The organism is Rhodoferax sp. U11-2br, assembly GCF_018619435.1.
Lineage (GTDB): Bacteria > Pseudomonadota > Gammaproteobacteria > Burkholderiales > Burkholderiaceae_C > Rhodoferax.
In genome coordinates, this window is the sequence record NZ_JAHFZF010000012.1 from 43992 (window position 1) to 62686 (window position 18695).

The 18695-nt window shown below is 59.7% G+C and carries 17 protein-coding genes; 9 read left to right on the forward strand and 8 right to left on the reverse strand.

From position 1 onward, the window contains the following. Positions 1–11: 11 nt before the first annotated feature. Complete coding sequence (locus tag KKO72_RS09825) at positions 12–782, reverse strand: basic amino acid ABC transporter substrate-binding protein (protein ID WP_180128231.1); 771 nt, start codon at positions 780–782, stop codon at positions 12–14. Between the two features lie 449 nt (positions 783–1231). Between KKO72_RS09825 and KKO72_RS09830 the strand changes: the two genes are divergently transcribed. From KKO72_RS09830 to KKO72_RS09845, 4 genes are all read left to right on the forward strand, one after another. Then, a complete protein-coding gene (locus KKO72_RS09830) occupies positions 1232–1945 on the forward strand; it encodes a YebC/PmpR family DNA-binding transcriptional regulator (RefSeq protein ID WP_078366348.1) in 714 nt (237 codons plus the stop codon). Positions 1946–1947: 2 nt separating this feature from the next. Continuing rightward, the gene (locus KKO72_RS09835; protein ID WP_214937804.1) at positions 1948–2655 is read left to right on the forward strand and encodes a VOC family protein; all 708 of its coding nucleotides are present in this window, start codon (positions 1948–1950) and stop codon (positions 2653–2655) included. A 253-nt stretch (positions 2656–2908) separates the two neighbouring features. Further along, positions 2909–3859 (forward strand): type I restriction enzyme HsdR N-terminal domain-containing protein, encoded by a 951-nt coding sequence (locus tag KKO72_RS09840; RefSeq protein WP_214937806.1) that lies wholly within the window; start codon positions 2909–2911, stop codon positions 3857–3859. 1138 nt (positions 3860–4997) lie between these two features. Next, positions 4998–5564 (forward strand): hypothetical protein, encoded by a 567-nt coding sequence (locus KKO72_RS09845; RefSeq protein WP_214937808.1) that lies wholly within the window; start codon positions 4998–5000, stop codon positions 5562–5564. Between the two features lie 242 nt (positions 5565–5806). On the opposite strand, the gene KKO72_RS09850 is transcribed toward KKO72_RS09845, so the two are convergent. Then, positions 5807–5995, reverse strand: coding sequence for a hypothetical protein (locus KKO72_RS09850; RefSeq protein ID WP_214937810.1), 189 nt, complete (start codon positions 5993–5995; stop codon positions 5807–5809). An 888-nt stretch (positions 5996–6883) separates the two neighbouring features. Then, positions 6884–8023: an FAD-binding oxidoreductase gene (locus KKO72_RS09855; protein WP_214937812.1), complete on the reverse strand. Its 1140-nt coding sequence runs from the start codon at positions 8021–8023 to the stop codon at positions 6884–6886. A 128-nt stretch (positions 8024–8151) separates the two neighbouring features. On the opposite strand from KKO72_RS09855, the gene KKO72_RS09860 reads away from it, so the two are divergent. Continuing rightward, positions 8152–9306 (forward strand): alpha-hydroxy acid oxidase, encoded by a 1155-nt coding sequence (locus tag KKO72_RS09860; RefSeq protein WP_214937814.1) that lies wholly within the window; start codon positions 8152–8154, stop codon positions 9304–9306. 39 nt (positions 9307–9345) lie between these two features. Here KKO72_RS09860 and KKO72_RS09865 read toward each other — a convergent pair whose 3' ends face one another. Then, on the reverse strand, positions 9346–9621 hold the full coding sequence (locus KKO72_RS09865; RefSeq protein WP_180128217.1) for a metal/formaldehyde-sensitive transcriptional repressor: 276 nt from the start codon (positions 9619–9621) through the stop codon (positions 9346–9348). Positions 9622–9700: 79 nt separating this feature from the next. Here KKO72_RS09865 and dmeF point away from each other — a divergent pair, with 79 nt between their 5' ends. Further along, entirely contained in the window at positions 9701–10738 is a 1038-nt protein-coding gene (gene dmeF, locus KKO72_RS09870; protein WP_214937815.1) for a CDF family Co(II)/Ni(II) efflux transporter DmeF, read from the forward strand. Between the two features lie 46 nt (positions 10739–10784). Here the strand turns inward: dmeF and KKO72_RS09875 are convergent, their stop codons facing one another. Beyond that, the gene (locus tag KKO72_RS09875; protein ID WP_214937817.1) at positions 10785–11174 is read right to left on the reverse strand and encodes a carboxymuconolactone decarboxylase family protein; all 390 of its coding nucleotides are present in this window, start codon (positions 11172–11174) and stop codon (positions 10785–10787) included. A gap of 86 nt (positions 11175–11260) precedes the next feature. On the opposite strand from KKO72_RS09875, the gene KKO72_RS09880 reads away from it, so the two are divergent. Continuing rightward, the gene (locus KKO72_RS09880; RefSeq protein ID WP_214937820.1) at positions 11261–12187 is read left to right on the forward strand and encodes a LysR family transcriptional regulator; all 927 of its coding nucleotides are present in this window, start codon (positions 11261–11263) and stop codon (positions 12185–12187) included. On the opposite strand, the gene KKO72_RS09885 is transcribed toward KKO72_RS09880, so the two are convergent. Continuing rightward, positions 12153–14840: a bifunctional acetate--CoA ligase family protein/GNAT family N-acetyltransferase gene (locus tag KKO72_RS09885; protein ID WP_214937822.1), complete on the reverse strand. Its 2688-nt coding sequence runs from the start codon at positions 14838–14840 to the stop codon at positions 12153–12155. The two genes, KKO72_RS09880 and KKO72_RS09885, sit on opposite strands and share 35 nt — an antisense overlap. Positions 14841–15006: 166 nt before the next feature. Here KKO72_RS09885 and KKO72_RS09890 point away from each other — a divergent pair, with 166 nt between their 5' ends. Continuing rightward, on the forward strand, positions 15007–16254 hold the full coding sequence (locus KKO72_RS09890; RefSeq protein ID WP_251140570.1) for a DNA polymerase IV: 1248 nt from the start codon (positions 15007–15009) through the stop codon (positions 16252–16254). A 134-nt stretch (positions 16255–16388) separates the two neighbouring features. Next, positions 16389–16937, forward strand: coding sequence for a glutathione peroxidase (locus KKO72_RS09895; protein WP_214937824.1), 549 nt, complete (start codon positions 16389–16391; stop codon positions 16935–16937). Positions 16938–16981: 44 nt separating this feature from the next. Here the strand turns inward: KKO72_RS09895 and queF are convergent, their stop codons facing one another. After that, entirely contained in the window at positions 16982–17827 is an 846-nt protein-coding gene (gene queF, locus KKO72_RS09900; protein WP_214937826.1) for an NADPH-dependent 7-cyano-7-deazaguanine reductase QueF, read from the reverse strand. A 70-nt stretch (positions 17828–17897) separates the two neighbouring features. Beyond that, entirely contained in the window at positions 17898–18674 is a 777-nt protein-coding gene (gene yaaA, locus KKO72_RS09905; protein WP_214937828.1) for a peroxide stress protein YaaA, read from the reverse strand. Positions 18675–18695 lie beyond the last annotated feature (21 nt).

Consider the following 18695-nt stretch of genomic DNA (forward strand, 5'->3'; position numbering starts at 1 on the left):
TGAATCAGTGTTTATTGCGCGGGCAGCGCAGGCGCTTCAGCCTGGAACCACTTCTTGTAGATCTGGGCGTAGCTGCCATCGGCCTTCACAGCGGCCAGGCCGGTGTTGAGTTTGTCGAGCAAAGCCTTGTTGCCCTGTTTCACCACAATGCCGAAGTACTCCTTGGGGAAGCTGGCGTCGGCCACGGTTTTGAGGCCCTTGTGCTCTTGCACGCGGAAGGCGATCACACCGTTGTCACCCATGGCGGCGTCCAGGCCGTTGTTGACCAGCTCGCTGATGACCACCGGGGTGCTCTCAAAGCGGCGGATGTCGGGGTTGGTCTTGCCAAACTCGCGCGAGCTCATGTCGTCAGCGGTGCTGCCGGTGACCACACCAATTTTCTTGCCAGCCAGGTCTTTCAGACCTTTGGCGGTGCTGTTGCTGGGCACAGCGATGAGCTGGCGGGCTTCAAAGTAGGGGGCGGTGAAGTCGTAAGACTGTTTGCGCTTGTCGTTGATCGTGACGCCAGAGATCACCAGGTCCACATCACCGTTGTTGAGCGCGGCAAAAATGCCGGTCCAGGGGGTGTTCACGATCTTGATCTGCAAGCCAGCCTTGTGTGCCACGGCCTTGATCATGTCGATGTCGTAACCCACGATCTCTTTGCTGGGGGTTTCATACGCAAACGGGCGGTAGGTGGCGCTGGAGGCCACCACCAGCTCCTTGTTCTGCGCCGAGCCAATCACCGGTGTGCACAGGGCCACAGAAGTCAACGCCAAACCAACGATCTTTGTGATGTTCATGGAAATACCTTTGTAGGGGGAAAAAGAGACGATAGACAGTGAAAAACCCGCTGCCCAGGCGGTCAAAAACAAGCTGAGCACAGGCCTGGCGGACCCATCCGCAAACGCTTTTGGCGCCGCTGTTTGAGAACAGACGTTTTGATTTTAATAAATCTTTCATCCGGGCCGTGTCAGCGCGGCATGTCGCAAAAAGGGCTTTCACAGACCCTAGGAACCTGGGCGGCAGAAGGGCGTCGGCTGCAACGGCTGGAGAAAAGTCCCACTTCGCGCCCATTTTTCCGGCGGTAGCTACGGCTACCGTCCTCAAAAGTGGGCACAAACTGGCCTCTTTTCCCAACCGTTTCGCTTCGACTTCTTCTGCCGCCCAGGCTCCTACCGGTGTTACGCTCAACCCCCTCTCATATTTGAACCGCGCCCCCAGGGCGCAAACAACGCAAGGAAGAACAGTCATGGGTGCGCAGTGGAAAGCAAAGGGCAAGGAATTGGCCGCCAACGCCAAGGGCCGGGTGTTTGGCAAACTGTCCAAGGACATCATGCTGGCCGCACGCAGCGGCGCCGACCCCGCCGCCAACTCGCGCCTGCGCCTGCTGGTGGAGCAGGCCCGCAAGGCCTCCATGCCCAAGGACACGCTCGACCGCGCCATCAAAAAAGGCGCCGGCCTGACCGGTGAAGCCGTCAACTTTGAACACGTCATCTACGAAGGTTTTGCGCCCCACCGCGTGCCGCTGATGGTGGAATGCCTGACCGACAACCTGAATCGCACCGCACCTGAGATGCGGGTGTTGTTCCGCAAGGGCCAGCTCGGCACCTCGGGCTCGGTGGCCTGGGACTTTGACCACCTTGGCATGATCGAGGCCGAACCGGCTGTACCCGGCGCAGATGCTGAGGTAGCCGCTATTGAAGCCGGAGCGCAAGACCTGGAGCCCGGTGACGAAGAAGGCACCACCCTGTTCCTGACCGACCCGACCGACCTGGACCTGGTCAGCCGCGCCCTGCCCGCCCAAGGCTTCACCGTGTTGTCGGCCAAGCTGGGTTACAAACCCAAGAACCCGGTCGACCCGGCCAGCCTGAGCGCTGAGCAGCTCGAAGAGGTGGAGGCCTTCCTGGCCGCCATCGACGCCAATGACGATGTGCAAAACGTCTACGTTGGCTTGGCAGGTTAAGGATGAAAAGCCAAATTGACCATCTGGTGATTCTTGCCCAGACCCTGGACCAGGGTGTGGCCTGGTGTGAAGCCACGCTGGGCGTCACGCCCGGCCCGGGCGGTGAACACCCGCAGTTTGGCACCCACAACCGCCTGATCAAAATCGCCACGCCCAAGTTCCCACTGGCCTACCTGGAGATCATCGCTATCAATCCAGAAGCTAAAAGCCCAGGTGATACAAGGGCTAGACGCTGGTTTGACATGGATGAAACGGCCCTACAGGCCGCTGTGGCCGTGGCGCCGCAGCTGGTGCATTTTGTGGCCCAGACCGACGAGTTACAGGCCGGGCGCACTGCGCTCAAGGCCCTGGGCATCGACCGTGGCCCGGCGCTACAAACCAGCCGCCATTCGCGCAAAGGCCTGCTGCAATGGCAAATCACCGTGCGCGAAGATGGCCAGCGCCTGTTTGACGGCGCGCTGCCCAGCCTGATCCAGTGGGGTAAACCGGCAGAGGCAGAACCGCTGCGCCTGCACCCACGCAACAGCCTGCCACGCTCTGGCGTCACACTGCAAAGTGTGGCCGTGACCCACCCGACCGCTGCCAAATTGTTGGCAGCCTATGAAGCCATCGGGCTGGCAGGTGTCACGGTAGAAGATGGCCCGGCCAACATCACCGTCACCCTGAACACGCCCAAAGGCCCGGTGACCTTGCAGAGCCAGGGTGTGTAGCCCGCTTGGCGCGTAGCACGCTGGGCTGCAGTCGCACAGACGCAGCTGTTGCGCAGACACCAAGAACGGCAAAAACCTTCTTTGACGGACGAATGCACCCGTTACGATGGTCAAAGTTTTCCCGTTTGGACAAGCGGATGACCAGTTTGGCCGACCAGTCATGGCACTTGGTTGCCGTTAACCGCAAGCCTCACGGGTCGTGGCTTGGTTGGGGCGGGGAAGTCCTTTTCATTCGTTAGGCATCGGGAGAGATATGTTCGCTGGCATCACCAATTGCAGCTTCGATGATCCTGATTTCAAGGAAGATTCCGTTCGGGAACTCATCTTGGCACCAATGCTTTCAAAGTTGGGATACTTGCCCTCAGGCAAGAACCGAGTAATTAGAAGCAAATCATTGAAGCACCCATTCATTCGAATAGGTACTCGCAATCACCCTGTTACGGTCGTACCCGACTACACGTTGGTACATGACGACAAGCCCCTTTTCATATTGGACGCAAAAAGCCCCAGGGAAGACGTCCTCGATCATGCGCACGTGCAGCAGGCCTACAGCTACGCTATGCACCCTGAGATCGCATGCCGAGAATTCGGTCTGTGCAACGGAAAGGAACTCGCTATCTTTGATGTGTTCCACCGCGAGCCGTTGACTATTCTGAAATTTCAAGAGTACGAAGCGAGATGGGCCGATATTGAAAAGTATCTTTCAGTCAATTTCCTGCTCCAACCGGCAATGCGGCGTTTTGCACCAGACTTCGGTCTTGCCTTGATGCGAATGGGATTCGAGCAAACGGCAGCGATGGTAATGCTCGGGGTTCGTTTGAATCTCTTTGGCCGGGTCAGCGACAACCTTTATTCGGCGAGCGCGAACACCACGTTCGGAGCTATTGAGCACTGCACGAGCTTCGACTTTTCTGCGGGAATGCTTCCTGCAATCGTCGCTGGGCTTCCCGAACCGCTAGGTGGCATGTTTAGTGAAGCGTTGAATCGTGCCCCATTCATGGCGGCCGCAGGACTTGCAATTGAGCTCGACCTAGCAGCCAGATTGGGCGAGATTACAAAGGGGCATGATGAAGAATTTGTGCCCCTTGTAATCGAGGAGATTTTCGAATCGCGCTTTAACCCAGAGCCTGTAGCCAATGACCCACAGGATATTCCGGAGCATGTCTTTCAGCTTCGCAAGGCGTTCGAGATCAAGCGAGAGTGAGCCGATACCTAACTCAGTCAAGGGGACCGGCCTTTGGCTGGCACCTTACTTCAAACGTTGAGGCTGTAAGAAGGTGCTTCTGGCACAACGTTTGCCATGAATCCAGCGGGGAAGAGCACAAACACGGCCCGCTAACAACGCCAAGCCACAACAGGCTGTTGCTTGCGAAGACTCAAACTTCGTAGCTATCAGCCCTTATTAAATAAGGGCTAGAGGCCAATTTTCTTTATAAACCCTCAGGCTGTTGCACCCAAGGCAGGACGCAGCGGTGACACATCCTCAGCCCGCACCCCCACGGCTGCCAGTTCACCTATGGCCGGGGCGGTCTGGATGCCGTAGCCGCCCTGGCCGGCCAGCCAGAAAAAGCCGGGGGCACCAGATCTTCGTTGGCGGGTGACACCAGCTGCTGGGCCGCATTAGCACAGGCTTGCCTGTGGCATCGACACCATGAACAGCAAAGACACTCTTGGCGAGGTAGATTCCAACGGTTACGATGACCATGGTTTCCCCTCTCGGACAAGTTGATGACAATGAAATTGCGGCGTGCCAAGAGTTTGACCTCTCCATCGTGGCACTCAGTTGCCGTTAACCGCAAGCCCAACGGCTCGCGGCTCGCCTGGGACGGGGAAGGCCCTTTCATTCGTTAGGCCTCACAGCAATACGAGCTCATCTTTGAAATGTTCAAGTATTCAAATCGGCTACTCATAGCAACCTTGTCATTCTTATTGGTAGCTTGCTCGGATCATAGCCACATAGGCGGCTATAGACACTCCAACGAAGCATCCAGACTGCTCCGCCTATCAGAAGATGGATCTTTTGCTGCCAACTCAGGAGATGTTGGCAACTACAAGATAGAGGGCGACCGGATTACCTTTTTAGACCCTGTCTTGGGAAGCGCAGAAGGAACAATCAGCGGAAACACGATCACAATTCAAAGCAACCCAAATAGCGATACATCCAAAAACCTTGCTGGAACCTGGAAAAAGATAGGCAAGGGGTCATGAGGTGCAAAGGAGGGACAAATTGCGGCACTCTGCGGTCATGAATTCCAACAACACAGCTTTCAATCTGCCTACGCCGCCGTACCAGAGGGTGGCGCGTGGGAAACGTGTTTTTCTATAGCCTCGTTAGGCCATCCATGGATCAAGCGACCGCTCAGTTGATCGAAGCTATTCGATCCTCGCCGCCCGGCACGTTCAAATTGTTCCGTGCAACGGAGGCTGAACCAGAGGTTGAGCAGTCGATGGCGAATCGTGAAGGCCTCGCGTTACGAGTACGGCATGCGCGAGAGTCCAGTTGCCTGATGGAAGTCATATCGCTTCGTCTTCAATACATGGATATCTGGCTCCGTATCTATTACGAGAACACACCGCATACTGAGCCGAGAGAGCGTGAATTTGGGCGCCTGCTTAGGCAGTGTTTCAAGCATGGCCTACCCAAGGGCCTATACGACAAGCTCCACCAGTTCAATAGAGACAGGGTGAAAGCAATTCATGGCTACCTTGTGGGCCTCATTGCTTACGATCAACTCGCCACAGTCGTTTTAGAGTCCGACGGATTGTCGGAAGAACTGACCGAATTTGTACTGCTCAACTCAGGTGAAGCGGTGACCGAGTCATTTGCAACTCAGCATCACAAGCGCGGAGATGCTGTTTACCCGGTTCGGTCGCTAATTGCTCATCTCAGATCGGGGGCCTTCATATGAATGGCATAACGTTGCAATGCACCGAACCTGCGCAAGAAGCCGCGCAGGCCGGTTAAATCCAACGTTGAGACTGTAAAAAGTGCCTCTGCCACAACGTTTGCCATGAACCCAGTGGAGATGATCGCAAACACGGCCCGCCACCAAGACCAAGCCACAACAGGCCACTGCCTTTGGAAACTCAAACTTCATAGCTACTAGCCCTTACTTTCAAAGGGCCAGCGGCCAATTATCCTCATAGACCCTCAGAACGTTGCGCCCAAGCCGGGGCGCAGGGGCGACACATCCTCAGCACGCACACCCACCGCCGCCAGGGCCGCTGGCACCGGCAGCCCCTGCACCAGTGCGGCGGCCAACTCACCCATGGCCGGTGCGGTCTGGATGCCGTAGCGACCCTGCCCAGCCAGCCAGAAAATCCGGGTGCACCGGGTCATCGTTGGCGGAGGACACCAGCAGCAGGCCCGCATCGGTCTGGGCTGCAGTCGCACAGGCTTGTCTGTGGCATCAACACCAGGAACGGCAAAGACGTTTTTTTGCCAGATCGATTCCAACCGTTACGATGCTCACAACTTCCCCTCTCGGACAAGTTGATGACAACGACATTGCGGTGCGCCAAAAGTTTGACATCCCCATCGTGGCACGTGCTTGCCGTTCAGCGTCACCCTCAACGGTTACGCTTGGCTAGGGACGGGGAAGCGCCTTTCAATCGTTAAAACCATGCGCACCCTCCGTTGGCTTCTCACAGTACCTGCCGCCTTGGTTGGCTTCTACCTTGGCGTTTTTGCTGCCGTGGTCATCTACAAAGTGAACGAGTGGCTGTGCCCCTCGGAGTACCTAGTCTCGGGTATGTGCAACGCCCCATGGTCATCCTTCGTTTCGGACTTGGCTTTGGCGGTTGGTTCTTTGATGTGTGGTTCTCTCGTTGTCCTCTTCCCCACGTTGGCAGCCCCTGCGTTACGGAAGAAAGTTGCTTTTGTCGCTTACGCCTTAGGGATCGTGGCGTCCCTCTACTGGCTCTTCCATGGGCTCTGGGTCCCGGTTGCGTGGGCGATCTTGAGCGGAGGTCTCACCTTTTGGCGAATAGGGGTCGTTCTGACCTCTCGCGCCAGCGGACCACCTTCGGCAGCCACTGATCTTGAACGTTGAGGCTGTCAGAAAAGTGCCTCTGCCACGACGTTTGCCGTGAGTCCAGCGGAGAAGAGGACAAACAAGGCCCGCCACCAACACCAAGCCACAACAGTCTGCTGTCTTCAGGTACTCAAACTTCATAGCAACCAGACCTTATTCTAAAAGGGCTAGAGGCCAATTTTCTTTATAAACCCTCAAAGCGTTGCACCCAAGCCAGGACGCAGGGGTGACACATCCTCGGCCCGCACACCCACCGCCGCCAGAGCCGCAGGCACCGGCAGGCCCTGCACCAGCGCCGCCGTCAGCTCACCCATGGCCGGTGCGGTCTGGATGCCGTAACCACCCTGCCCGGCCAGCCAGAAAAAGCCTGGTGCATCCGGCGCAAAACCCACCACCGGGGTTTTGTCGGCCACAAACGAGCGCAAACCGGCCCACGAGCGTTTGATCTTGCGGATCTGCAGCGTGGTCACGGTCTCAACCCGGTCCACCGCAATCGCCACGTCCAGCTCTTCGGGCTGCACGTCTTGCGGGTGCACCAGGTCTTCGTTGGCGGGTGACACCAGCAGCAGGCCCGCATCGGGCTTGATGTAGAAGGTTTCCTGGAGGTCAATCACCATCGGCCAGTGGGCGCTGTCACTGCCAGCAGGTGGCTCGCAGGTGAAGGCAGTGCGGCGTTTGGGTTGTAAACCCACTGGGGCCACACCGGCCAGCTGGGCCAGCTCGTCACACCAGGCGCCCGCCGCGTTGACCAGCACCGGCGCCCAGAAGCTGCCTGCCGGGGTGTCCACGCGCCAGCCGCCGTCTTCGCGCACCACGGCCTGCGCCTGGGCGTCACACACCAGTTTGGCGCCAGCGGCTTTGGCGCCGCGCAAAAAGCCTTGGTGGATGCCGTGTACATCCATGTCCATGGCATCGGGCTCGAAGATGCCAAACGCGGCAAACTCGGGCTGCAGCACCGGCACCGTCTGCAGCATCTGCTCCTGCGTCCACCACTGCACATTGGGGATCAGGGTCTGCATCGCCTCAAACCGCTCACGCAACGCGTCGTGGTCGTCCGCTGTGCCCACAATCAAAGTGCCACGCGGTGTGACCAGCGGGTACGGCGAAAACCCCTCGGGCGGCGCAAAGTAAAACGTCTTGGCTGCGGTGGTGATGGCACGCACCGTGGCATTGCCATAGGTTTCCGAATACAGCGCGGCCGAACGCCCGGTGGCGTGGTAACCCGGCTGCGACTCCCACTCCAGCAGCGTCACCTGCCGGTGCGGCGCCAAAAAATAGGCGGCAGAGGCACCCGCCATGCCCGCACCCACGATCAAGACATCTGTTTTCTGCATGTGTTCACCTTCTCAAAAAATGGCGCACAGGGGGCGCCGTCAACAAATTTCACAAGCGCTTCAGCACTTTTCAAATGGCACGCCAGTTTGGCCCCGTAACATGCAGGGCATTCAAAGGAGCCCCTGTTATGCCCGTGATCACCAACATTGAAGACCTGCGCATTCTGGCCAAAGCGCGGGTGCCGCGCATGTTCTACGACTATGCCGACTCTGGCAGTTGGACTGAGAGCACCTATCGTGCCAACTCGGCGGACTTCCAGGCGATCAAACTGCGCCAACGCGTGGCCATCAACATGGAAAACCGCAGCACAGCCAGCACCATGATCGGCCAGAAGGTGGCGATGCCGGTGGCGATTGCACCCACCGGGTTGACCGGCATGCAGAGTGCCGACGGTGAAATCAAGGCGGCCAATGCGGCCAAAAAATTCGGCATCCCGTTCACGCTCTCGACCATGAGCATCTGCTCGATCGAAGATGTGGCCAAGGAAACCGGTGGCCACCCGTTCTGGTTTCAGCTGTATGTGATGCGTGACCGTGACTTCATCGCGCGCCTGATCGACCGCGCCAAGGCGGCACACTGCTCGGCGCTGATGATCACGCTGGATTTACAAATCCTGGGCCAGCGCCACAAGGACATCAAAAACGGGCTGTCAGCACCACCCAAACTCACCATCCCCAACATCGTCAACATGATGACCAAGGTGCGCTGGGGTTTGGGCATGCTGGGCACCCAGCGGCGTGGTTTTGGCAACATCGTCGGTCACGTCAAGGGCGTGGAAAACATGGGCAGTTTGAGTGAATGGACCGCCAAACAGTTTGACCCGGCCCTGAGCTGGGACGATGTTGAGTGGATCAAAAACCGCTGGGGCGGCAAACTCATCATCAAAGGCATTCAGGACGTGGAAGACGCCCGCCTGGCAGTCAACTCAGGCGCCGACGCGATGATTGTCAGCAACCACGGCGGCCGCCAACTTGACGGCGCACCCAGCTCCATCAGCGCCCTGCCCGCCATCGTCGATGCCGTGGGCAAAGACATCGAGGTGCACATGGACGGCGGCATCCGCAGCGGCCAGGATGTGCTCAAAGCCCGCGCCCTGGGTGCACGCGGCACCTACATTGGCCGCGCCTTTTTGTACGGCCTGGGTGCTTTGGGTGAAGAGGGGGTGACCAAGGCGCTGGAGATCATCCACAAAGAGCTCGACCTGACCATGGCCTTTTGTGGCCACACCAACATCGACACCGTGGACAAGGGCATCTTGCTGCCCGGCACCTACCCGGTGTAAAGCCCTGGGGCGGGCTCGCCCTGCCCCAGCAACCTGCGTTTATTTGAGGTAAGAGCGCAGCGTTTTCACCACCTGCTCCAGGTCGTTGCGGCGTTGCTCCAGCGGCAGGTCTTGCGCGTCCAGGTGTTCGCGCAGGTGGCCCTCCAACACCTCGGCCATCAGCCCATTCACCGCACCACGGATGGCGGCAATCTGCTGCAGCACGGCGGAGCAATCGGTCTCTTGCTCCAGCGCGCGCTCCAGCGCATCGGCCTGGCCCTTGATGCGGCGGACGCGGGTCAACAACTGCTTCTTGCTTTTGATCGTATGCGGCACGGTCGGTCTCTTTCTGTCGATAAAAGTATACTGGGGTATAGTATCTAGACACCCCCGTTAGAACAGGAAGCGTACCACCATGCAGCCCCCCCTTACCGCCGCCCCGCTGGACCACAGCCACGTGTTTGACGAAGGCAACCCGCTGGCTGAGCGGAACACCCGCTGGGCAGTGATGCTCACCGCCGTCATGATGGTGGCCGAAATCGCTGGCGGCTGGTACTGCAACTCGATGGCGCTGCTGGCCGACGGCTGGCACATGAGCTCGCACGCGCTGGCGCTGGGCCTGTCGGTCATGGCCTACGGTGCAGCGCGGCGTTTTGCCAAGGACAGCCGTTTTGCCTTTGGCACCTGGAAGATCGAGGTGCTGGGCGGTTACACCAGCGCCACCTTTTTGGTGGGCATTGCGGTGCTGATGTTGTACCAGTCGGTCGAGCGGCTGATCTCACCCACACCGATCCAGTACGACCAAGCCATCGCGATTGCACTGGGTGGCCTGCTGGTCAACCTGGCATGCGCCTGGCTGCTACGGGACCACCATGACCACCGGCACGACCATGGACATGGACATGGACATGGACATGGACATGGACATGGACACGATCACCACCACGGACATTCCCATGGGCATGCCCACCACGAAGACCTGAACCTGCGCTCGGCCTACATCCATGTGGTGGCCGATGCCGCCACCTCGGTGCTGGCCATCCTGGCGCTGATGGGCGGCAAGCTTTGGGGCGCCGACTGGCTCGACCCACTGATGGGCATGGCCGGTGCCGCATTGGTGGGTGTCTGGGCCTACGGTTTGTTGCGTGACAGCGGGCGTGTGCTGCTGGATGCCGAGATGGACGCGCCGGTCAGTGAAGAAATTCGCGAGGTGATTGCGGCCAGCCCGATCCCGGCGCACATCACCGACCTGCATGTGTGGCGGGTAGGCAAAGGCAAATACGCCTGCATCCTGTCACTGGCTGCCGGGCAGACTGCAACACCCGACTACTTCAAAAACCTGCTGAGCATCCACGAAGAGCTGGTGCACATCACGGTAGAAATCCACCCCTGCGGCCCCACCTGCCACCCGCAGTATTTCGGGCCAGCTGCAGCGGGTGTGTCACCGGCTTGAAGTCATCTGCCGTCCCGCGCCCTGCTGAGCTGCGCTGTGGCGCTCTTCAGTGGCTGGGTGGGGGGTGCTTCTGCGCAAAAACTTCTTTGGCCGCAAACAGGCCGTTTAATGCAGCAGGGAACCCGGCATAAACCGCCATCTGGATGATGACTTCGACAATTTCCTGCTCAGTGCAACCCACATTGCGCGCGCCCTGGATGTGCACCTTGAGTTGAGGTGCTGCGTTACCCAGCGCGGTGAGTGCCGCAACCACGGCAAGTTCCCGCGTCTTGAGATCCAGACCGGGCCGCGAATAGATGTCGCCAAAGGGAAATTCAATGAGTAGCCGCGCAAAGTCGGGCGCGATATCGCTCAGACTGTTGATCACCTTTTCACCGGCTTGGCCGTCAATCTCTTTGAGCTTGGCCAAGCCCCGTACATAGCGTTCGCTGTTCATGTGATTTCCTTGGTGTTGATAAGTGAGCGCACTGTATGTCGCGCTTTCTTGCGCATCCAATACTCTTTTTGTGATACCTTTTTGGTATGACAAACTCGATTGACCTGCGCCAGCTGCGCTACTTTCTGGCGGTGAGTGAAGAACTCAACTTCGGACGTGCGGCGCTGCGATTGCATATCTCACAACCCCCCTTGAGCAGGCAAATCCAGCAGTTGGAAGAGCAATTAGGCGTGGCGCTGTTCCTGCGGGGCAAGTCAGGCGTCACGCTGACAGAAGCTGGGCTCGCATTCCTGCCGGAAGTGCGGCTAAGCCTGCGGCAGGTGGACAAGGCGATTACGGTGGCCAGAGCGGCAACAGGTACTGAAGGAGGCCAGTTTGTGCTGGGCTACACCACGGTGTTTGACCGCAGCGCCATCCCCGACGTTGTTGACAGCCTGCAGCAGCGTTTCCCTGAGTGGCGGATCATCTCCAAAGGCAGGCACTCGACACGTCTTGTCCGGGACATCCAAAACGGCAACATGGACGCCGCCTTCATTGGTTTGCACACCCATACCGAGGGCTTGACGGTGGAGACTGTCCTGGAGGAACCGCTTGTGGTGGCCTTGCCGACCGCCCATCCACTCGCCAAAAAACGCCGACTCAGTTTCGACGACCTTCGCAATGAAGCCTTGTTCTGGTTTGAACGCCGCTTGAATCCCGGCTTTTACGACCACTGCCAGGCATTTTTTAACCGGATCGATTTCAAGCCCAACGTGGTCCCGGAACCACCGGACCACCACATCCTGCTGGGCTTGATTGCACAAGGACAAGGTTTTGGGCTGTTGCCTGCGTCACTGCAAAAAGTCAAACGCCAAGGCGTGAGCTTCAGGGCCCTGAAAGAAGGTGACAACAAGCTGTCGATGGGTATCGCGCTGGCCTATGCACAACACAACCCGTCGCCGGTGTTGCGTCCGTTCATTGAGCTTGTCAGGGCGAAGATCAGGACAGCTGCAACTGGTGTGTCACCAACTTGAAGTCCGGGTCTTCCGGGAAGGCTTTCACCTGGAAGCCCAGGCCACGCATGAGTTTGAGCATGTTGGCGTTGTTGGCCAGCACCAGGCCTTCGATCTCGGTCAGCCCTTTTTCACGGGCAAAGTCCATGATCGAGAGCATCAGGCGCGAGCCCAGGCCCTGGCCCTTGAAGTCATCAGCCACCACCAGCGAGAACTCGCAGCTGGCGCGGTCCGGGTTGGTGATGTAGCGCGACACACCGACCACCCGTGTGGTCTGCTGTGACTGACCGTGTTCGTCCAGGCTGGTGGAGGCGTGCAAGGCCACCAGCGCCATCTCGCGGTCGTAGTCGATCAGGGTGAAACGCGACAACATGGTGGCGGGCAGCTCCTGCATGCTCGACACAAAGCGGAAATAACGGCTCTCGGGCGACAGGCCGCGCACAAAGGCCTGCAGCATCAAGGCGTCGTCGGGGTGGATCGGGCGCACCACGTACTCCCCGCCACCGGCCATCGGGAACACCTGCTCATGCTGCGAGGGGTAAGGCAGGATCGCCAGGTGGTTGTAGTGGCGCACCGAGGGCGCGGCGTTGTCGATGATGATGCGGGCGTCCACCGCCAACGAACCCGACTCGTCCACGATGATGGGGTTGATGTCCATCTCGCGCAGCTGCGGCAGCTCACACACCATTTCAGACACCCGCAGCAGAATCTGCTCCAGCGACTCCACATCGGCGGCTCTGGCACCGCGCCAGGCACCCAGGGTGTCTGCCACCCGTGAACGCTCGATCAGCCGACGCGCCAGAAACTGGTTCAGCGGCGGCAACTCCATGGCGCGGTCGTTGATCAGCTCGATCATGGTGCCACCCGCACCAAAGGTGATCACCGGGCCAAACGGGTCGTCGGTGACCAGGCCCACACAGACCTCGCGACCACGTGTCTGGTTCGACATGTTCTGCACCGTGACACCGTTGATCTTGGCGTCGGGCTGCAGGCGTTTGACGTTCTGGATCATCTCCAAATACACATCGCGCACACCCATGGCGTTCATCACATTCAGGGCCACACCCTGCACGTCCGACTTGTGGCTGACATCGGGCGAGTCGATCTTGAGCGCCACCGGGAAACCCAGCTGGGTGGCGATCATCATCGCCTCGTTGGGACTGCGCGCCAGGATGGTCTTGGTGACCGGGATGTGGAATGCCGCCAGCAGCGCCTTGGACTCCATCTCGGTCAGCACCTTGCGCCGCTCGGCCAGCACACTCTCGATCAGCAGGCGCGCACCTTCCACATCCGGGCGCGACAACTCGCTCAAGGGCGGCGGGGTTTGCTGCAGCAGCAGCTGGTTCTGGTAGAAGGACGCGATGTTGCCAAAGGCGCCCACCGCGGCCTCAGGGGTGCGAAAGGTGGGAATAGCCGCGTCGTTGAGGATCTTGCGCGCGTCCCCCACCGAGGCGTCGCCCATCCAGCAGGTCAGCAGCGGTTTGTTGACCTGGCGGTTGAAACCGGCAATGGCGCTGGCGATGGCATCCCCATCCCGGTCGACCTTGGGGGAATAAATCACCAGAATGCCATCGATCTGGCTGGCCTGGCTGGCTGCCTCGATGGCAGCGCGGTAGTGTTCGGGGCCGGCCTCTTCTGAGACATCGACCAGATCGCTGAGCGTGGCCAGGGGCGACAACGCGGGTTTGAGCGCCTCAATCGCCTGCGGGCTCAGGCGCCCGAGTTCCAGGTTGATTTCACTGACCCAGTCAGCCGCCAGCACACCCGGCCCACCGCCGTTGGTGATGATGGCCAAACGCCGACCCACCGGTTTGTAACGTGAGGCCAGGCATTTGGCGGCGGAGAACAGCTGCACAAAGGAGCGCACCCGCACCGCACCGGCGCGGCGCAGGGCGGCGTCAAACACCTCGTCACTGCCCACAATCGCACCCGAGTGTGTCAGGGCCGCGCGGTTGCTGGCCGGTTTGCGGCCCGCCTTGAGCACCACCACCGGCTTGGCATTGGCTGCCGCACGCAGGGCACTCATGAAACGCCGGGCGTTGGTGATGCCTTCCAGATACACCACGATGCTGTGGGTTTTGGCATCCGACGCTAAAAAGTCCAGCACCTGCGCCATGTCGACGGCGGTATTGGGGCCCAGTGAGACCACGGTCGAGAAACCCACCGCGTTTTTGCGTGCCCAGTCCAGGATCGACGAGGTCAACGCGCCCGACTGCGACACCAGCGCCAGCGGGCCGGGTGATCCCAGCGGCCCGGCGACACTTGCATTGAGTTGTAAATGGGGCCGCTGAAAACCCAGGCAATTGGGCCCGAGCAGGTAGATGCCGTCGCGCGAGGCCATTTTGTGCAACTCGGCCGCGTGGGCGGCGTCGATGCCACTGGAGATCACCAGCGCCGAGCGGCATTTGATGCGCCCGGCCAGCTCCAGCGCCGCGGCCACTTCGCCAGGGGGCAGCGCGATGATGGCCAGATCGGCATGCACACTGGCCAGATCTGCCAAGGTGCCACTGGCATGGGTGTCCAGAAACACCAGTTTGCCCGCGTATTGCTGGGCGGTCAGGGCCCGGTGCAAGGCGCGCGCTTGCGGCGTTTGGGAATCGGGATCGCTGGTCTGGCCGGCAAACACGGCAATGGAGCCCGGAGAAAACAGCGATGTCAAGAAATGCTTGTCCATAAACTACCCACTGACGTTTGATAAACCCCGTCAAGCTTAACCTGTCCCCGCCCAAAAAGCTCTGGAATTTGTCATCTAGACAGCAGGGCCAGCGCCGGTATGGGTGGGCAAAAAGCACCGCCTGGCGCGGTATCCTTGCCAACATGCCTGTGTTGCCCCACCCGATATGCCACCCCGCCTGATCCGCCGCATTGCCCACCTGGACATGGACGCGTTTTACGCCTCGGTGGAGCTGCTGCGTTACCCGCAGCTCAAAGGCCTGCCAGTGGTGATTGGTGGCGGGCGGCGCTCGGCCGATGACGCCTTGTTGTTGGCCCATGCCGATGTGCCGCTGCACAAGATCCCGGTGGCAGACTTTCCACGGCTGGCGGGTTACACCGGGCGCGGTGTCATCACCACCGCCACCTACGCGGCGCGCCAGTCGGGTGTGGGCTCGGCCATGGGCCTGATGAAAGCGGCCAAACTGTGCCCAGAGGCGATTTTGCTGCCGGTGGACTTCACCGAGATCCGGCGTTTTTCGCGCGCGTTCAAGGACATCATCCTGGACATCGCCCCGCTGATGGAAGACCGGGGGGTGGACGAGGTCTACATCGACTTCACCGAGGTACCCGGTGGCCAGCGCGACGGTGGCCGGGTGCTGGCGCGCCTGATCCAGAAGACGATTTTTCAGCAGACCGGTCTGACCTGCTCGATCGGGGTGGCACCCAACAAGCTGCTGGCCAAGATGGCCAGCGAGTTCAACAAACCCAACGGCATCGCCATCGTGTTCGAGGAGGATCTGGAGAGCAAGATCTGGCCGCTGGCCTGCCGCAAGATCAACGGCATCGGCCCCAAGGCCGATGAAAAACTGCAAGGTCTGGGCATCACCACCATCGGCCAGCTGGCGCAACAGGAGCTGGACTGGCTGATCGACCACTTTGGCCAGAAAACCGGCGCCTGGCTGTATGCGGCCTCACACGGCCAGGACGACCGCCCGGTGGCGCTGGAGAGTGAGCCGGTATCGATCAGCCGCGAAACCACCTTTGATCGCGATTTACACGCGGTGCGCGACAAGGTCGAGCTCGGCGCCATCTTCACCAAGCTGTGTGAGCAGGTGGCGGCCGACCTGGCCAACAAGGGGTATGTCGGCAAAACCATTGGCATCAAGCTGCGTTTTGACGATTTCAAAAGTGTCACCCGAGACCAGACGGTGGAGGCTTATGTGGGTGACGCCCAAACCATCCGCCGGATTGCGGGACACTGCCTCAAACGGGTGCCATTGAACCGGCGCCTGCGCCTGCTGGGTGTGCGGGTGGCCTCGCTGATGCGCCTGCAGGATGCAGCAGAGATGGCATCAAACCAGCCTCCAGCCCTTATATATCAAGGGCTAACAGCTTCTAAATCCATAGTCTCTGAGCCGCAGCTGTTTGATTAACAGTCGTGGCCCGCATAGCCCCTCTGGCGGCACAAGAATGGCGCTTTTGCTGTAATCCACCGGTGCTTTTTTCAACCAGGTCACGGTTCACACCGGCCTTCTTTTCCCCTACCCCATCCACCAAGGACACCACCATGACCACATCGCTGTACGACATCACCCTGCGCCAAGCCAACGGCTCTGACACCACCTTGGCCGATTACAAAGACCAGGTGCTGCTGATCGTCAACGTGGCTTCCAAATGTGGTCTGACACCGCAGTACGAAGGCCTGGAAAAACTGTTTGAAACCTACCGCGACCAGGGTCTGACGGTGCTGGGTTTCCCGGCCAATGACTTTGCGGGCCAGGAACCCGGCACCGATGCCGAGATCGCCAGCTTTTGCAGCCTGAACTACGGTGTGCAGTTCCCGGTGTTCAGCAAAATTGTGGTGACCGGTGACAACAAACACCCGCTCTACCAGTGGCTCACCGCCGCCCAGCCGGTCACCGAAGAACGTGCCGGTGTGGAGACCATGCTGCGCGGCCACAAGATTGAACCCACCAGCGCCCCCGAGGTGGTGTGGAATTTTGAGAAATTCCTGATCAACCGCAAGGGTCAAGTGGTGCGCCGTTTTGCCCCCGCCACCACTGCCGACGCCCCCCAGTTGGTGGAGGCAGTGAAACAGGAACTGGCTAACAAATAAATAGCTACCAGCCCTTATTGCATAAGGGCTAACGGGCAAAAACCCTACTGCCGTGCGGTGCGCACATGGCGCGGCAGCGCTTGCGGAAAACTCGAGCGAAACGGGTTGATGTCCAGCCCGCCCCGGCGCGTGTAACGCGCGTAGACGCTGAGCTTGTGCGGCAAACAGCGGGCCTGGATGTCCATGAAGATGCGCTCGACACAGTCTTCATGGAAACCGTTGTGGTTGCGAAAACTCACGATGTAACGCAGTAACCCGGCCTGGTCGATCTGCGGGCCAAAGTAGCTGATCTGCAGACTGCCCCAGTCCGGCTGGCCGGTGACCGGGCAATTGCTTTTGAGCAGGTTGCTGGTCAACACCTCGGACACCGGCGCCTCTTCGGTGGCCGCGCTCAGCAACTCGGGCGCGGGGGTGTAACGGTCACAGTCCAGATCGAGCCGGTCCAGGCTCAGGCCGTCGAGTTCATGGATCGGCTCCTGGTCAAACAACTCAGGCGCAATCAACTTGACGCCCACACTGCTTTGCACGATGGCGCCGCGCCAGGCAGCTTCGGTCAAATCGGCACGCAAACGTGCCTGCACCTCCGCTGCGTCGGCAAACCGGGTGTTGCTGAAACTGCCCAGGTACAGCTTGAACGACTTGCTCTCGATGATGTTGGTCGATTCACACGGCACCGTGATGTGGGCCAGCGCCAGCTGCGGCTTGCCACGTGTGTTGAGCCAGCTCAGCTCAAACGCGGTCCACAAATCAGCGCCGAGAAACGGCAGCCGCTGGCTGATACCAAGCTTCTCGCGCTGCGCTGCTCGCGGAATCGGGAACAGCAGGCTGGCGTCGTACTGATCTACATACTGCGTGGCCTGGCCGAGAGGGGAATGGTCGATGGGGTTCATGGGCACTCTGCTTTCAATAGCTACTCACCCTATATCAATAAGGGCTGTAGCGCCATTTCTTCTGAAAAACTCAATCCGCAGCGCGGCGGCGGAACACCAGTCGATCAGGTGTGGAGGCGCCTACGTCATAGGCATACCCTTCGGCATCAAAACCGACCAGTTGCTCAGGCTTCTTGATCGCATGTACCGCCGCAAAACGCGCCATCAGCCCACGCGCGCGTTTGGCGTGAAAACTCACGATCTTGTATTTGCCGCCCTTGTATTCCTCAAACACACACTCCACCACCCGCGCTTTGAGGGCCGTGCGGTCCACCGCCTTGAAGTACTCGACCGAGGCCAGGTTGACGATGACTGGCGCCGCGTCTTTTTTCAGGCAGGTGTTGAGGTGCTCGGCGATCTGGCTGCCCCAGAACTCGTACAGGTTTTTGCCACGGGCATTGGCCAGCTGGGTGCCCATTTCCAGCCGGTAGGGCTGCATGTAGTCCAGCGGGCGCAGCACGCCGTAGAGCCCACTCAAGATGCCCACATGCTCCTGCAGCCAGGCCAATGCCTTGGCATCCAGGGTTTTGGCGTCCAGGCCACCATAGACATCGCCGTTGAAGGCCAGCACCGCCTGTTTGGCGTTTTTGGCGGTGAACTTGGGCGTCCAGGCCTGGTAACGCGCCACGTTCAGGCCGCTCAGGGTGTCGCTCAGGTGCATCAGCTGGGCGATGTCTTGTGGTGATTTCTGGCGCAGGATCTCGATCAGCTCAGTAGACTGGGCCACAAACTGTGGCTGGGTATGCGGTACATCACCGGCGGGAGTGTCGTAGTCGAGGGCTTTGGCGGGGGAGAGTAAAAGCAGCATGGTGGCAAGGGATAAGGGTTG

Bases quoted from the DNA above. Each gene is read 5' to 3' on its own strand.
- KKO72_RS09825 (WP_180128231.1), bottom strand. From the start codon at position 782: ATGAACATCACAAAGATCGTTGGTTTGGCGTTGACTTCTGTGGCCCTG.
- KKO72_RS09830 (WP_078366348.1), top strand. From the start codon at position 1,232: ATGGGTGCGCAGTGGAAAGCAAAGGGCAAGGAATTGGCCGCCAACGCC.
- KKO72_RS09835 (WP_214937804.1), top strand. From the start codon at position 1,948: ATGAAAAGCCAAATTGACCATCTGGTGATTCTTGCCCAGACCCTGGAC.
- KKO72_RS09840 (WP_214937806.1), top strand. From the start codon at position 2,909: ATGTTCGCTGGCATCACCAATTGCAGCTTCGATGATCCTGATTTCAAG.
- KKO72_RS09845 (WP_214937808.1), top strand. From the start codon at position 4,998: ATGGATCAAGCGACCGCTCAGTTGATCGAAGCTATTCGATCCTCGCCG.
- KKO72_RS09850 (WP_214937810.1), bottom strand. From the start codon at position 5,995: ATGACCCGGTGCACCCGGATTTTCTGGCTGGCTGGGCAGGGTCGCTAC.
- KKO72_RS09855 (WP_214937812.1), bottom strand. From the start codon at position 8,023: ATGCAGAAAACAGATGTCTTGATCGTGGGTGCGGGCATGGCGGGTGCC.
- KKO72_RS09860 (WP_214937814.1), top strand. From the start codon at position 8,152: ATGCCCGTGATCACCAACATTGAAGACCTGCGCATTCTGGCCAAAGCG.
- dmeF (WP_214937815.1), top strand. From the start codon at position 9,701: ATGCAGCCCCCCCTTACCGCCGCCCCGCTGGACCACAGCCACGTGTTT.
- KKO72_RS09875 (WP_214937817.1), bottom strand. From the start codon at position 11,174: ATGAACAGCGAACGCTATGTACGGGGCTTGGCCAAGCTCAAAGAGATT.
- KKO72_RS09880 (WP_214937820.1), top strand. From the start codon at position 11,261: ATGACAAACTCGATTGACCTGCGCCAGCTGCGCTACTTTCTGGCGGTG.
- KKO72_RS09885 (WP_214937822.1), bottom strand. From the start codon at position 14,840: ATGGACAAGCATTTCTTGACATCGCTGTTTTCTCCGGGCTCCATTGCC.
- KKO72_RS09890 (WP_251140570.1), top strand. From the start codon at position 15,007: ATGCCACCCCGCCTGATCCGCCGCATTGCCCACCTGGACATGGACGCG.
- KKO72_RS09895 (WP_214937824.1), top strand. From the start codon at position 16,389: ATGACCACATCGCTGTACGACATCACCCTGCGCCAAGCCAACGGCTCT.
- queF (WP_214937826.1), bottom strand. From the start codon at position 17,827: ATGAACCCCATCGACCATTCCCCTCTCGGCCAGGCCACGCAGTATGTA.
- yaaA (WP_214937828.1), bottom strand. From the start codon at position 18,674: ATGCTGCTTTTACTCTCCCCCGCCAAAGCCCTCGACTACGACACTCCC.